Annotated in this window: 16 protein-coding genes; 3 read left to right on the top strand and 13 right to left on the bottom strand. The window is 65.9% G+C overall.

Features of this window, described 5'->3' with window-relative positions; all coding sequences use genetic code 11:
- Nucleotides 1-40 precede the first annotated feature (40 nt).
- From NL2_RS16345 to NL2_RS16325, 5 genes are read right to left on the bottom strand one after another with little or no spacing between them, the layout of a single operon-like run.
- Nucleotides 41-385, bottom strand: coding sequence for a DUF4286 family protein (locus NL2_RS16345; RefSeq protein WP_068076768.1), 345 nt, complete (start codon nt 383-385; stop codon nt 41-43).
- Nucleotides 385-1,569, bottom strand: a complete 1,185-nt coding sequence (locus NL2_RS16340; RefSeq protein ID WP_068076767.1) for a CaiB/BaiF CoA transferase family protein — start codon at nt 1,567-1,569, stop codon at nt 385-387. The genes NL2_RS16345 and NL2_RS16340 overlap by 1 nt, the downstream gene beginning before the upstream one ends.
- A 2-nt stretch (nt 1,570-1,571) precedes the next feature.
- Nucleotides 1,572-2,378 (bottom strand): enoyl-CoA hydratase/isomerase family protein, encoded by an 807-nt coding sequence (locus NL2_RS16335; RefSeq protein ID WP_068076766.1) that lies wholly within the window; start codon nt 2,376-2,378, stop codon nt 1,572-1,574.
- 11 nt (nt 2,379-2,389) lie between these two features.
- On the bottom strand, nt 2,390-3,892 hold the full coding sequence (locus NL2_RS16330; RefSeq protein WP_068076765.1) for an acyl-CoA synthetase: 1,503 nt from the start codon (nt 3,890-3,892) through the stop codon (nt 2,390-2,392).
- Between the two features lie 4 nt (nt 3,893-3,896).
- Entirely contained in the window at nt 3,897-4,691 is a 795-nt protein-coding gene (locus NL2_RS16325; RefSeq protein WP_068076764.1) for an enoyl-CoA hydratase/isomerase family protein, read from the bottom strand.
- Between the two features lie 96 nt (nt 4,692-4,787).
- Here NL2_RS16325 and NL2_RS16320 point away from each other — a divergent pair, with 96 nt between their 5' ends.
- Together NL2_RS16320 and NL2_RS16315 are read left to right on the top strand one after the other, a co-directional pair.
- Nucleotides 4,788-5,549, top strand: a complete 762-nt coding sequence (locus NL2_RS16320) for an SDR family NAD(P)-dependent oxidoreductase (RefSeq protein WP_068076763.1) — start codon at nt 4,788-4,790, stop codon at nt 5,547-5,549.
- Between the two features lie 10 nt (nt 5,550-5,559).
- Entirely contained in the window at nt 5,560-6,300 is a 741-nt protein-coding gene (locus NL2_RS16315) for an antibiotic biosynthesis monooxygenase (RefSeq protein ID WP_068076762.1), read from the top strand.
- A 24-nt stretch (nt 6,301-6,324) separates the two neighbouring features.
- Here NL2_RS16315 and NL2_RS16310 read toward each other — a convergent pair whose 3' ends face one another.
- From NL2_RS16310 to NL2_RS16300, 3 genes are read right to left on the bottom strand one after another with little or no spacing between them, the layout of a single operon-like run.
- Complete coding sequence (locus NL2_RS16310) at nt 6,325-7,227, bottom strand: HpcH/HpaI aldolase/citrate lyase family protein (RefSeq protein WP_068076761.1); 903 nt, start codon at nt 7,225-7,227, stop codon at nt 6,325-6,327.
- On the bottom strand, nt 7,224-7,679 hold the full coding sequence (locus NL2_RS16305) for a MaoC family dehydratase (RefSeq protein WP_068076760.1): 456 nt from the start codon (nt 7,677-7,679) through the stop codon (nt 7,224-7,226). Before NL2_RS16305 ends, NL2_RS16310 begins: the two co-directional genes overlap by 4 nt.
- A 32-nt stretch (nt 7,680-7,711) precedes the next feature.
- Entirely contained in the window at nt 7,712-9,241 is a 1,530-nt protein-coding gene (locus tag NL2_RS16300) for an AMP-binding protein (RefSeq protein ID WP_068076759.1), read from the bottom strand.
- A gap of 76 nt (nt 9,242-9,317) precedes the next feature.
- On the opposite strand from NL2_RS16300, the gene NL2_RS16295 reads away from it, so the two are divergent.
- Nucleotides 9,318-9,629: a non-heme iron oxygenase ferredoxin subunit gene (locus NL2_RS16295; RefSeq protein ID WP_068076758.1), complete on the top strand. Its 312-nt coding sequence runs from the start codon at nt 9,318-9,320 to the stop codon at nt 9,627-9,629.
- Nucleotides 9,630-9,637: 8 nt separating this feature from the next.
- On the opposite strand, the gene NL2_RS16290 is transcribed toward NL2_RS16295, so the two are convergent.
- The 5 genes from NL2_RS16290 to NL2_RS21450 all read right to left on the bottom strand — a co-directional run.
- Nucleotides 9,638-10,420, bottom strand: coding sequence for an enoyl-CoA hydratase/isomerase family protein (locus NL2_RS16290; RefSeq protein ID WP_068076757.1), 783 nt, complete (start codon nt 10,418-10,420; stop codon nt 9,638-9,640).
- Complete coding sequence (locus NL2_RS16285) at nt 10,417-11,652, bottom strand: phosphotransferase family protein (RefSeq protein ID WP_068076756.1); 1,236 nt, start codon at nt 11,650-11,652, stop codon at nt 10,417-10,419. Before NL2_RS16285 ends, NL2_RS16290 begins: the two co-directional genes overlap by 4 nt.
- A complete protein-coding gene (locus tag NL2_RS16280; protein WP_068076755.1) occupies nt 11,649-12,122 on the bottom strand; it encodes a hypothetical protein in 474 nt (157 codons plus the stop codon). The genes NL2_RS16285 and NL2_RS16280 overlap by 4 nt, the downstream gene beginning before the upstream one ends.
- A gap of 14 nt (nt 12,123-12,136) precedes the next feature.
- On the bottom strand, nt 12,137-13,189 hold the full coding sequence (locus tag NL2_RS16275; RefSeq protein ID WP_068076754.1) for a phosphotransferase family protein: 1,053 nt from the start codon (nt 13,187-13,189) through the stop codon (nt 12,137-12,139).
- Between the two features lie 3 nt (nt 13,190-13,192).
- The coding region (locus NL2_RS21450) for a hypothetical protein (RefSeq protein WP_218006121.1) at nt 13,193-13,789 on the bottom strand (597 nt) is incomplete at its 5' end.

The following is a 13,789-nucleotide window of genomic DNA, read 5'->3' as shown; positions in this document are numbered from 1 at the left end:
AATGGGAATTGGCAATTACTGTGAGCGGGCTGCTGGATTGTTACGAGGTGGACGTGAAGCGCGGACTGGCAGCAGCTGCGGTCAGCCGCATCGTGGTGGTCATGTCGATCGCATCGTTCATCGGCATCGCTGGCGTGCGCACGACTTTCGCGATCTGGCCGAGCGTCGCGGCGATATCGTCGCTTTCGATCTCGTAGATCACCATGATGTTCCACGCTGGCACCCCGCTACCGGCAGGCTGTTCCTCGATGCGAAAACGCTGAGCCGCGACAAAGCCATCGAGCTTCAGGCAATCGGGAATGTGCTGTTCATCGTACCAGCGCTCAAGTTCGGCTTCGCCACCCGGCAATGGCGAACAGAAGGCGACATGGCGATAATGGGCCATCAGATCACGCCTTGCGCGCGCAGTTCGGCGATCTCGTCGGGCGAGTAACCGGCCGCGCCCAGCACCGCGTCGTTGTCCTGCCCGGGACGCGGCGGCCCGCGGTGGATCGCGCCGGGTGTCTTGCTGAACGTGACCGGCGGTTTCACGTACGGCACCGGGCGCGAAAGGCCATCGACCGGAACTTCCACCAGGAACTGGTCGCGCACGTGCGGATCGTCGAGCGCCTGTTGCGGGGTCAGCAGCGGACCGGCCGGGATGCGGTTGGCTTCCAGAATGTCCATGATCTCGGCCGTGGTGTACTGGCGCGCCCACGCGGTTGCCGCCTCGCTTAGCGCCTCGCCGTTTTCGGCGCGCAGTTCATCGTTGGCGAAACGCGGATCGGCCAGCAGTTCCTCGCGCCCGATCATGCGCATGAACCGGCGGAACATCGCGTCGCCCAGCGCGACCATGTAGACCCAGCCATCCTTGGTCTGGATCAGGTCGGCCGGCCCGCCCGACTGCGCGCGATTGCCCGTGCCTGCGCGGCAGGTGTCGTTGAAATGCTGGTCGAGCAGGAAGTAGTTGCCCACCGTCATCGCGGTCTGCAGCAGGTTGGTCTCTACTTGCTGGCCCTCGCCCGTCAGGTCGCGGTGGCGCAGCGCGGCCAGCGCGCCGAACGCGGCAAGAAAGCCCGTGCTCATGTCCACCCATGCCGAGTTCTGCTTCATCGGCTTGCCGGGCTCGCCCGAAATGTGCGCCAGCCCCGACATGACCTGGGCGATGGCATCGAAGCCCAGCCGGTTGGCATAAGGGCCGGTGCTGCCGAACGTGGTCATTAGCACGAAGATGATGTCGGGCTTGATCGCTTTCAGCCGTTCGTATTCCAGCCCCAGCGTGGCGGCGGTGCGCGGTGGCAGGTTGGCGAACACGACATCAGCGGTGGTCAGCAGTCGGTCGAACACCGCCCGGCCCTTTTCGCACGACAGGTCGATGGTGATCCCGCGCTTGTTGCGCCCAAGCTGGGTGAAGCCGACCCCGCCGTGGAAGCCTTCCTTGAACGGCAGCGTGGTGCGATCCTCGGCACCGCCCGGTGCCTCGATGCGGATGACGTCGGCACCCAGATCGGCGAACAGCACGGTCGCCGCCGGTCCCGCCACGAACCGCGTGACGTCGAGGATGCGGATCCCTTCGAGCAAGCCCGCCATCGTCAGGCTCCCTTGAACACGGGTTTGCGCTTTTCCACGAAAGCGGCGACACCTTCGGCGAAGTCCTCGCTCGCGCCGCTGATACCCGCAGCGCGCGCTTCCAGTTCAAGTTGCGTTGCCAGTGGGTTGCCGAGCGCGGCGTTGAGCAGGCCCTTGGCTTCGGCCAGCGCGCGCGTCGGGCCCTTGGCGAGCCGCTGCACCAGCTGTTCGGTCGCGGCATCGAGTTCCGCGTCGGGGTGGAGCCAGTTCGCCAGCCCCGCCGCGACCGCATCGGCAGCCGAAAGCCGGTCACCCAGCAGGCACATCTGCTTGGCCTTGCGCAAGCCGACCACGCGCGGCAGGTGCCATGTAGTCGCGCCGTCGGGGCTGGTGCCGAGCGCCGCATTGGCCACCACGAACAGCGCGGTGTCGGATACCAGCACGAAGTCCGCCGCCGCGACGTAGCCCACGCTGGCGCCCGCGCAGGCACCGCGCACGCTGGCGACGATCGGCTTGGGCATCCGCTCCATCAGCGAGAACAGCGGCAGGTTGTCGAGCGCAAGGCTCTCGAACCGCGCGCGGCGCTCGGCTGGCGGCAGGCTGGAGGATTCAGCGAAGCCCTTCACATCGCCGCCGGCCATGAAGTGGTCGCCCGCGCCCGACAACACGATCACGCGCACGTCCTCGCGCATCTCGCATACTTTGAGGAACGCGATCATCGCGTGGACCATGCCCGTGGTCAGCGCGTTGCGCACGGCGGGACGGTTGAACGTGATGCGCGCCACCCCGCCGGCGATCTGGGTCAGCAGTTCGGGTGCGTCGTCGGTCAAGCGGGACTCCATCAGGCCGCAGTCGGCCAGTAGCGCGCCTTCAGCAGCCGCTTGAGCAGCTTGCCGGTGGGTTCGCGCGGCATGTCGGGTTCGAAATCGATCGTCCGCGGGCACTTGTTGTGCGCCAGCCGGTCACGGCACCAGGCGATCAGTTCGGCGGCGAGGTCCGGCCCGGCGGCAGCGGGATCGCGCGGCTGCACCACCGCCTTCACTTCCTCGCCATATTCGGCATTGGGCACGCCGAACACCGCGACGTCGGCCACGGCGGGGTGCGAGACGAGCAGGTTTTCAGCTTCCTGCGGGTAGATGTTCACCCCGCCCGCGTTGATCACGTAGTCGCGGCGGTCGGTCAGGAACAGGTAGCCGTCCGCATCGAGGTGGCCGATATCGCCCAGCGTGCCCCAGCCGCGATGGTCGTAGGCGCGTGCGGTCTTTTCGGGATCGTTGTGATAGCTGAATCCGCCGCAGCCTTCGAACATGACCAGCCCGGTGGTGTTGGGGGGCAGTTCGGTGCCGTTCTCGTCGACGATATGGACCACGCCGCGCGTCGCCCGCCCGACCGATCCGGGGCGTTCGAGCCATTCGTGCGGGCCAATCGCGGTCTGGCCGACGCTTTCCGATCCTCCGTAGTATTCGTAGAGGATCGGCCCCCACCACGCCATCATCGCCTGTTTCACCGGCACCGGACATGGCGCGGCGGAATGGATCGCGACCTTGTGCGACGGAGCGGACAGGACGCGCTCCGCTTCCGGCAGTTGCAACATCCGCACGAACATCGTCGCAACCCATTGCGAATGGGTGATATTATAGCGTTCGAGCGCGCGCAGCGCGGCAGCCGCATCGAACTTCTCCATCATCACCACGGTGCCGCCCATCTGCTGCACCGCCATCGAGAACTTGAGCGGCGCGGTATGGTACATCGGCGCGGGTGAGAGGTAGGTGGTGTTCCCGTCGAACCCGTAAAGCCCGGTCAGCGTCTGCGTCAGCCCCACCGGCTCTCCCACGGGAGCCGAAGCAAGGTTGGGGGTGATGCCCTTGGGCCGACCGGTGGTGCCCGAGGAATAGACCATCGCCGCGCCCCGCGTTTCGTCCGTGATGGGAGATGTCGGCAGCGCAGCCACCGCCGCCTCGTAACTGTCGCCCGCCACCAGCATCTGCGCCGCGTCGCCCAGCTCGGCGGCCAAACCGGCATGATCGAGCGCGGCAGACGCGAACACCATGCGCGAACCGCTGTCGCGCACGATGTAGGCGGCTTCATCGATAGTCAGCCGCGTGGTGATCGGCACGAACAGCAGCCCGGCGTTGTAGGCACCCCACGCGATTTCCGGGTAACGCGGGTCGTTCTCCAGCCAAATCGCGATGCGGTCGCCCGCTTTCAGCCCGCATTTGCGCAGCAGGTGCGACACCCGGTTGGCGCGCGCATCGAGTTGGGCATAGCTCACCGTCTCGCCGCTACCGGCCATCACCAGCGCGGGGCGGCCGTCGGTCCGGTCTGTGTAGTCGCGCGGGTGCATCTTATCAGCGGTTCTTGAACACCGGCTTGCGCTTTTCCTTCATCGCGGCGAGCGCTTCCTTGAGATCCTCGCTCTCCATCGAATACTGCTCGAGCGCCATCGCGAATTCGAAATCGTTGAGCGTGGCGCGCTGCTGCATGTGGTTGAGCGCGCGCTTGGTGTACTGGACCGCGACGGGTGCGTTGCCCGCAATCTTGGCCGCGATGGCTTCGGCGCGCGGGAGAACTTCCTCGGGCGTTTCAACCAGTTCGCTGATCGCGCCGAGCCGGTGGGCTTCTTCCGCCCCGATCGGATCGCCGGTCAGCAAATGATACTTGGCCTTGAGGAAGCCGAACGCGGCGGGCCAGACGACCGTGCCGCCGTCGCCCGCGACCAGCCCGACCTTGACGTGCGGATCGCCGATACGGACGTTGCGCGAGGCGATGATGACATCGCCCGACAGCGCCAGCGACGTGCCCAGGCCATAAGCATCGCCCTGCAGCGCGATGACCACGGGCACCGCGATTTCCGCCATGCCCTGGATCACGCGGCGGCCATTGTCATAGGCCTCCATGCGCGCGTCGTAGTTTTCGATCAGGCGGTGGATCTCGTCGAAGTTGCCGCCGGCGGAAAAACATTTGCCCGTCGATGCGATGATCAGCACCCGCACATTGCCCGGACGGCGGAGCTTCTCGATGATCGACACGATCTCGCCGGTCATCACCTCGTCCATCGAATTGAGGACTTCGGGACGGTTGAACGTCAGCTTCGCAACATGGCCATCCACGTCATACGTGATGTGCTTGAAATCCCCCGGCATCCGTCCCTCGCAATATTGATTGTTGGCGTATGATAAAGTTGCGAACTTATTTTGCAATGCGTATCGTCAGCCAAATACCACAAAGGAGCGGACAGGATGCGTCAAAGGTTTGCCGGCAAGGTGGCGCTGGTCGTGGGCGGAACCGCGGGGATCGGCCTGACCACGGCGCAGATGTTCGCCGCCGAGGGCGCCAAAGTGATGATCGCCGGGCGCCGCCGGGCCGAGGGTGAGGCTGCGGTCGAGGCAATCCGCGCGGCGGGCGGCACCGCCGGTTTCGTCGAAGCCGACGTGACCCAGGCCGAATCGGTCAAGGCGATGGTCGCGCGCACGGTCGAGGCATTCGGCGGCCTGCACGTCGCCTACAACAACGCCGGGATCACCGGCACGGTGAACCTCTACGTCGAGGATGCCGACCCCGCGATGTTCGCGAATGTGATGGCGATCAACGTCACCGGCACGTGGCTGGCGATGAAATACGAAGTGCCCGCCATCCTCGCCTCGGGCGGTGGTGCGATCGTCAATTGCGGGTCGGTCGCCAGCTTGCGCGGCAGCGCGGGGTGCAGCGCCTATTACGCCAGCAAGCACGCCGTGCTGGGCATGACCAAGTGCGTGGCGCTGGAGAACGCTGCGCGCGGCATTCGCGTCAACGCGGTGTGTCCGGGGCTGGTGATGACCGAACTGGTCGAACAGGGTTTCGCGACCGCGCAGGACAAGCTGGCGATGCTCACGGCCCGCATCCCGATGCAGCGCACCGGGCGGCCAGAGGAAGTGGGCGAGGCCGTGCTGTGGCTTGCGAGCGACGAGAGCAGCTTCGTCAACGGAGTCGCCCTGCCCGTCGATGGCGCGACCTCGGTTTAGGGAGCCGACGATGGAAAAGATCTACGGCTTCGTGCCGATCGCCATTGCCGAAGGGCAGACCGATGCGTTCATCGCGGGCGCGCAGGGCTGCCACGAGGCCGCGCTGGCCGACCTCACCGGAACGCAAGCCTATGAGTGGTTCCTCTCCGCCGACGGGCGCGAGGCCTATGTCATCGAGGTCTACGACGATCCCGCCGCCGTGGCGCACCATTCAAAGATGATGGACGGCCGCGTGGCGAAGCTGCGCGACATCGCCAAGTTCGAGATCACGTTCGCGGGCAATGTGCCGCAAATGCTGCAGGACCGGATGGCCGATGTGCTGGGCGACGTGGAGTACGCCGGTCCGCTGGCGTTCGGGCGGATGACCGAAGCCACACCGCACCGCACGCCACCCGCCGGCGACGACCGCATCTACGCGCTGGCGTGGTTTCGCCCGAAGCAGGGCATGGCGGCCAAGTTGCGCGATCTTGCCCGGCAGGCGTTCGACAAGGCTTGCGCCGCCGACCCCGGCACCCACGGCTACGAATGGTTCTTCGCCGACGACGGCAGCTGTATGGCGCTCGACATCTACCACGACGGTGCGGCGATGCTGGCGCACATGGCCAACTGCGGCCCGATCATGGGCCAGATCCTGGCCATCGCCGAAGCGCGCACGATCGTGTTCGGCGCGCTGCCGCCCGAACTGGAAAGCCGGTTGCGCCCCGAACTCGGGATCACGCGATTTGCGCGAAGGCTGCACGGGGTGGCTTGAGTCCGGCCACCCTGCGCTCCCAGTTCAGATCGCTCCGAACGCCTTGGCCTGCGCCAGCACGCGCAGCGCCTGCTTCTGGTGCGGGATGTCGATCATCTTGCCGTCGAGCCCGACCGTCCCCGCCCCGGGGCTGGCCGCGAACGCATCGAGCACGCGTTGGGCATGCGCGATCTCGTCGGCCGAGGGCATGAAGCTGGCGTTGATCCCGGCGACTTGCGCAGGATGTATTGCGATACGCCCGGTGAACCCTTCGGCGCGCGCGGCACGGCAGCTTTCACGCAAGCCCGCATCGTCGCGAAAATCGACGTAGAGCGTGTCCAGCGCCTGCACCCCGCTGGCATGCGCGGCGAGCAGGCACAGCGAGCGCGCCATGCGATAGGTGAATGCCCAGTCGCCGGTCGCATCGCGGTTGGTGCTGGCGCCGATCGCGGCGGCAAGGTCTTCGGCGCCCCACGTCAGACCAGCGAGGCGCTCCAGCCCGGCGGTGGCAAAATCGCCGAGCCGGAACGGCGCGACCGCCGTCTCGGTCGCCACGGGCAGGATCTTGATCGAGCCCGGTGCGATGCCGTGCGCGGCTTCCAGCGCGTCGAGATAGTACGACAGCCGGCGCACATCGTCGGGCCCGTCGGTCTTGGGCTGCATGATGCCGTCGGGCGCGGCAGGAACCGCCGCAGCCAGGTCCTCCAGAGTCATCCCCGTATCGAACGGATTGACCCGCACCCAGTACTGCATCGGCCGTTGTCCGCGCGGCTTCAGCGCCATGTATTCGGGCACCAGTTTGCGCGCGAGCGGCTTGTTCTCAGGGCTGACGGCATCTTCCAGATCGAAAATCACCGCGTCGGCGCCGCACTCGGCGACTTTGCCCAGCTTCTTTTCGCTGTCGCCCGGGATGAACAGCATCGATCGGATCGGAAGCGCCGCGCTCATGCCACGGGCTTTTTCTTCTGGAGCCCGGAGCGCTTGCACGAGGCCACGACATCGCCGTGCTGGTTGAATGCCTGGTGGAAGAACGTGACGATCCCGGCCTGCGGGCGCGACTTCGATTCGCGCAAGTCGATCACTTCGCTGGTGACATGGATGGTGTCGCCGTGGAACAGCGGCTTGGGAAAGCGCACTTCGTCCCAGCCGAGGTTGGCGACGGCAGTGCCCAGTGTGGTGTCCCCCACCGAAATACCCACCATCAGCCCCAGCGTGAACGCCGAGTTGACGATCCGCGCGCCGAATTCGGTGCCCTTCATGTACTCTTCGTCAAGGTGCAGCAGCGCGGGATTGTGCGTCATCGCCGTGAACAGCACGTTGTCGGTTTCGGTCACCGTCCTGCGGATCGGGTGCTCGAACTTTTGCCCCACGTGCATTTCGTCGAACCAGACACCGGCCATCCCATCTCTCCCTTGAAAATTGATAAACGCGTTTATGAATGCCGTTCGCGCCGCGCAAGCCATTCTTCCTTGAGATGGCGCGCATAGATCTTGCCGGTATCGTGGCGCGGCAGGCAATCGCGAAATTCATACGTGCGCGGGCACTTGATCGTGGCCAGACCGTCGCGGCACCAGCTGCCGAGCCGCACCGCCAGCGCCTCATGATCGGCGCCGTCCGACAGCGGCTGCACCACCGCGTGGAGCACTTCGCCCATGTCATCATCGGGCACGCCAAACACGCTGGCGTCGGCCACTTCGGGGTGCGAGATCAGGCGGTTCTCGGCTTCCTGCGGGAACACGTTGACCCCGCCCGATATCGCCATCGCGTTGCGTCGGTCGGTCAGGTAAACATAGCCGTCGGCATCGACGTGCCCCAGATCGCCGAGAGTGCTGCGCCCTGCCGCATCGAACGCCTGCGCGGTGCGATCGGGATCGCCATGGTAGGCAAAACCAGGCCCGCCCGAGAACCAGATCGTGCCGGTTTCTCCCACGAGCACTTCGTGGCCCGCATCGTCAAGCACATGCACCGCGCCGAGGAACGGGCGGCCGACCGAGCCCGGATGATCGAGCCATTCGCGCGAACTGATCATCGTCAGGCCATTACCCTCGGTCCCGCCGTAGCTTTCTTCCAGGATCGGGCCGAACCAGTCGATGCACGCGCGCTTGACGTCGGGCGCGATCGGGGCCGCACCGTGGACGATCACTCGCAAGGATGACAGGTCGTAGCGCGCGCGAACATCGGCAGGCAGCTTGAGCAGCCGGACCAGCATCGTCGGCACCCAGTGTGCGTGAGTTACGCGTTGCTGCTCGACCAGCGCGAGCGCGGCTTCCGCGTCGAATTTCTCCATGACGACCAGCTTCGCGCCGACATGCTGCATCGCCATCGCAAAGCGCATCGGCCCCGAATGGTACAGCGGGCACGGCATCAGGTAGACGGTGTCCTCGCCCCAGCCATAGCGATCGGCGTAGATCGCGAACATCGTCGAGAGGCCATCGACGGCCGCATCCGGCAGCACCTGCTTGATCCCCTTGGGCCGCCCGGTCGATCCCGAGGAATACAGCATGTCCGATCCACGGCTCTCATCGGCGATCGGCGTGTCGGGATAGCCGGCGCTGAACGATCCGTCCGTCACGTCGACAAACGCAACATCCGGAAACCGCCCGCGCAATTCGGCCGCCAGCCCTGCCTGTTGCGCGGTGAAGAACACCAGCCTGGCCCCGCAGTTCCCGACGATGAACGCGATCTCGTCGGGCCGGAACCGCCACGAAATGGCGGTGTAGTACAGCCCCGCATTGTGCCCGGCCCAGACCAGCTCATGAAACACCGGCACATTCTCGACCAGCAGCGCAAAGTGATCGCCGCGCTGCAGGCCGTAGGCGCGCAACATATGCGCGCAACGGTTGGCCCGTCGGTCGAGCTCGCCGTAGGTCAGCGCGATGCCGAGCGCGGGGTAGCACACCGCCACCCGATCCGGCGCGGCCAGCGCCCATCGGCGCGGATGTTGGTGCCAAGACGGCTGCATCGCTTTATCGTAGCATCGCCGCGCATCGCCCGCTATAGTTCGCTGGCGTATTATTCTGTACCGGAGAGAATGACCGATGGGTTTGGTGAAGGCGTGCGATCTGTCCGATCTCGAGGACGGCGAAATCTTCAAGGCGGAAATCGAAGGCCAGCCCCCGCTCGCCATCTATTTGGTCGATGACGAAGTGTTCGCAACGAGCGACACCTGCACCCACGGCGAGGCCAGCCTGGCCGATGACGGCTTCATCGAAGACGGTCAGGTCGTCTGCAGCTGGCACGACGGCGCTTTCGACATCCGCAGCGGCGAGGCCTGCCGCCTGCCCTGCATGGACCCCTTGCGGATATTCCCGATCGAGGTCCGCGACGGCGAGGTCTTCGTCGAGCTGTAAAGCCCGCGTCAGCGCTGGCGGTCCATGAACGCGGTCACCCGCGCGGCATAGTCCGGGTGCGCCACTACCGCGCCAATATCGAGCGTTTCCTGTGCGAGATGGTCGGTGATCGAGATGCGATGCGCCAGGTTCATCGCGCGCTTGGTGCGCCCCAGCGCTTCTTGCGGCAGTTTGGCGATCCGTTCGAGCAGCGCATCTGTACGCGCATCGAGTTCGTCGTCGGGAACGACCCAGTTGACGAGCCCGAAATCGAGCGCTTCTTCCGGCCCGAAAATATCGCCAAGGTAGGCGATCTGCTTGGCGCGCTTGGGTCCGATGTTGCGCACAAGATTGTAGCTCAACGCCGAATCGGGGATCACGCCCACGCGGATCTGCGCGGCCAGGAACCGGCTTTTTTCGGAAACGATCGCGAGGTCTGCCGCCGCCACCATTGCCAGCCCGCCGCCCGCCGCCATACCGCGCACGCGCACCACCACCGGCTGCGGGATACGCTCGATCAGTGCGAACAGCTGGTTGCCCTTGTCGCCGCTGGTCTTCCAGTGGTTGGCCCGCTCCACATCGTCCATGCCCAGCGTGGTCGAGAATTCCTTGACGTCGCCGCCTGCGCAAAAGTTGTCGCCCGCGCCGGTGATCAGCACCACGCGAATGGAAGGATCGCCCTCGATCCGGCGCAAGTGATCGCCCAGTTCTTCCCACATCCCGTTCTTCATCGCGTTCATCGCGTGCGGACGGTTGATGGTGAAGCGCGCGATGCCATCGGCGATATCGGTACTCAGTTCAGGATCGCTCATGCGGGTTGCTCCAGGGCTTGGCGTTCGCGCGCGAGGTCGTCGGCAAGATCGCGCAACTGCTTGGGAAAGGTGTTGCAACCGATCGCCTCGATGCGCAGGTCGCGGTCGATGCCGGTGTCGTAAGCGTTGCGCGCAAAGCCGGTGAGGATCGACAGCATCAGCGTGCGCCACACGGTGAAGAACGACAGCCGCTCGGCGCTGATCGGTGCGCCGCCGGCGGCATGATAGGCCGCCATGAAATCGTCCCACGGCAGGATTTTCGCGATCAGGAACCGGCAATAGGCCAGGTCTTCGGCCGGGTCACCGGCGTGGGTAAACTCCCAGTCGAGCAACCCGGTGAGCCTGTCCCCGTCGCCCAGCGTGTTGTGCAGTCCGGCGTCACCGTGGACCAGTCGTCGCTGATTGCCGATGTGCGGCAGCCGTTCGCGCAGCCAGACGAATGCCGCGTCGATCAGCGGCACCGATGGCATGCCCTTGCGATAGCGCGCCTCGTAGCTGTCCACGATCGCGCCAACCGGGTGCGGCTGGCGCCCGAACGTCAGCGTTTCGGCGATACCGAGGTCGTCGATATCCAGCGCGTGGAGTCGCGCCAATGCTGCAGCAAATTCGCGGCAGAACGCCGGCGTGGCGTCGCTGGAAAACAGGGTGCCCATCGCCTTGCCCGCCAGCCGTTCAAACACGATGAACCGGCCGCCGATCGCCTCGGGCGACGGTTCGAGCCACAGCGGTTCGGGCACCGCCAGACCGCGCCCGTGGATCGCCCGGATCACGGGAAATTCGTCGGCAACCGACGTGCCCGTCACTGCCGCCGAAAAATCGCGCCGGATCACCAGTTGCCGACCGTCGTCGCAATCGAGCAGGATCGTACCCTTCGAGCGGCCACCGGGCACGGTGGTCACCTTGTTGACGCGCAATGACGGATCGCGCGTGGCGAACCAGGCGGTGAACGTTTCGGGTGCGATCTCCAGCTCGTTGGCCGAACCGGTCGGCGCAACGGGGCGGCCGAGCACTTCAGCGATTTTCGTTTCGTGGGCGATGCGCCAGTCGCGCTCGCCTTCGACGCCGGACGGCGGCCCGGCAGCCTCGTCCGCCTCGACCGACAGGCGCGCGAGCAGCATCTCGACCAGCTCGCACCGCAGTTTCGCGCCAGCACCCTGCATCTCGGGCTTAAGGTCGGCGCGGATTGCTGCAAGAATGCTGCGCAGTTTTTCGCCCAGCAGCGGATCGTTCATACCGGCCTCCCGACATACGTGGGGAAAAAGAAACCGCTCTCCCGCTCGGCATGGCGCAGCAGATAGGCGCGCAAGCCGGCGTGGACCGCATCAACCCCCGCCTGCCCGCGTTGCGCATGACAGGCGCGCAGCAACACATCGACCGCCTCGCGCCCCGTGTGGTTGATCGCCTGCAGGTCCTCGACCGATGCATAGCCTGCGAGCAAGGCGGGCGCTTCAGCCAGAAACGCCTCGAGCGCAGGATCGCCGCCGCCCAGCGCCTCGCGTGCGCCGGTCAGCAGCGTCACCAGCTCGCTGGTGTCCTGGTGCAGCATGGGGCCTTCGGCGGGAACGCGCGCCTGCAGGTGGTTGAGGATCACGTCGACGCTGCGCAGCGCGCTTTGCGCCCACTGGTCCTCGATCTGCGGCGTGACATGTTCGCGCAGCGCCAATTGCACGGCGGCGAGCATCTGGGTGGCGGTGGGCATCATCTGGCGGCGCTCCCTCAGGCTGCGGCATTTTCGGGGCGGTAGGGGCTCTTGCGCCACTCCGCGACGATGCGCGCGGCTTCGTCGATCGGCTTGCCGATCATCATGCCCAGCAATTGTTCGAACAGCTTGACCCGTCCGAACCCAAGGTTGAGCCGGGGCACGCGCGGATTTTCGCCCGAAAGGAACGGGCGCAATCCGTTGTTCAGCGTCGGCACCGCCTTCCACACTTCCCACACGCGGTAGAAATCCAGGCTGGCGCGATCGATCGCGAAGCCGGCGGCCTGCTCGTAATGGCGCAGCGTCTGTTCGGCATCGCCCAGCGTGAGCATGCCCTGCGACAGCGCCCAATCCTGCGCGGGGTCGCCAGCGAACGCCAGCTCCCAGTCGGACAGCGCGACGATGCGGTCATCCTTCCAGATCTCCTCGCCCATGCCGTTGTTCCCCTTGCACAGCGAGACACGCGGCGCTGACGTGGGCAAATGCTCCTCGAGCCAGAACGCGGCTTCGGTCACCAGCGGGAACGGATCGGTGCGCACGTCCTCGAAGATGCGCATCCAGCGATCGAAATCGTCCCGCGCGCAGCCGGCGGCAGAGGCGGGCATCTCGACGAAATCGGTGAACCCGGTCGCCGCCAGATCGAGCGTGTGCAGCGCGGCCAGTCGCTCGGCGTGTTCGAAAGCAATGCGCTGGCGGCGCGCGGCAGCATCCGCGCCCTCGTCATAAAGCCCGGGAATGTCGTTGCTGCCATCGACCATGCGGCGCACCATCACCGGGCGGCCATCCGTAATGGCGGGCGTAGCGTCGAACCACAGCGGCTCGGCCACGGGCACGGCGGTAGGAAACAGCCCGGCGATGATGCGATATTCGTATTCGAGCGGCACCGGGCAAATCGGCCCGCCCAACGCATCGGTGCGGAACACGTAGCCGCCTTCGGCCCCGCCTTCCTCGGTCCACACCAGGAACGTCTCGCGGCTGATGCCGGGAAACGTCCGCTTGAATTTCGTAACGGTCACGTCGCCGCCCATGTGCGCGTTGAAATAGGCCTGGAGTGATTGCTGGTCGATCATTGCTCAGCCCCTGTCCGGCAGGCCGAAGCGCGGCTGCGGGCCGATTACGAACATCGGCATATAGGCGGATCCTTCGTTGCCGTTGACGGTGCACATGGCCAGTTGTTCGCGGTGACGGGGGAATGCGGTGGTGCCGTCGGGCATGATCACCGCTTCGGGATCGGAGATGTCATAGCTGTCGACCTCGATCGCCAGATCGCGCGAGCGCCACACGCCCTGCCCTTTGCCGTCGGTAAATCCGCTGTCGAAACCCCCGCCGCGATAGACCCACGGGCGCCCCACGGCGCGCGCATCGAGCTTGATCGCGCGCCCGTCTGCCAGCGCCAGGTCGAGCCGCATCGTGTCGAACACGCGCGTGCCGGGTTTGAACTGCACGGTATGCTCGATACCGGTGACCTCGACCTCCGCGCCCGCCCCTTCACGCACTTCGCCCTCGGTGTAGATGCGCGTGCCGTCTCCGTCTTCGATCAGTTGGACCGCGCCGCCTAAGTCACCGGCGCGAAATCCTGCGTGCACCAGGAACAAACCCTTGCCCCCGGTGCGCGAAGCCGAGGCCACGCCGCCGCCGCCCGCCGTGCCGGTCATCGGCTCGAACCCGCC

It is taken from the genome of Novosphingobium lentum NBRC 107847, assembly GCF_001590965.1.
Taxonomy (GTDB): Bacteria; Pseudomonadota; Alphaproteobacteria; order Sphingomonadales; family Sphingomonadaceae; genus Novosphingobium; species Novosphingobium lentum.
This window is presented reverse-complemented; position numbering and strand designations above follow the sequence as displayed.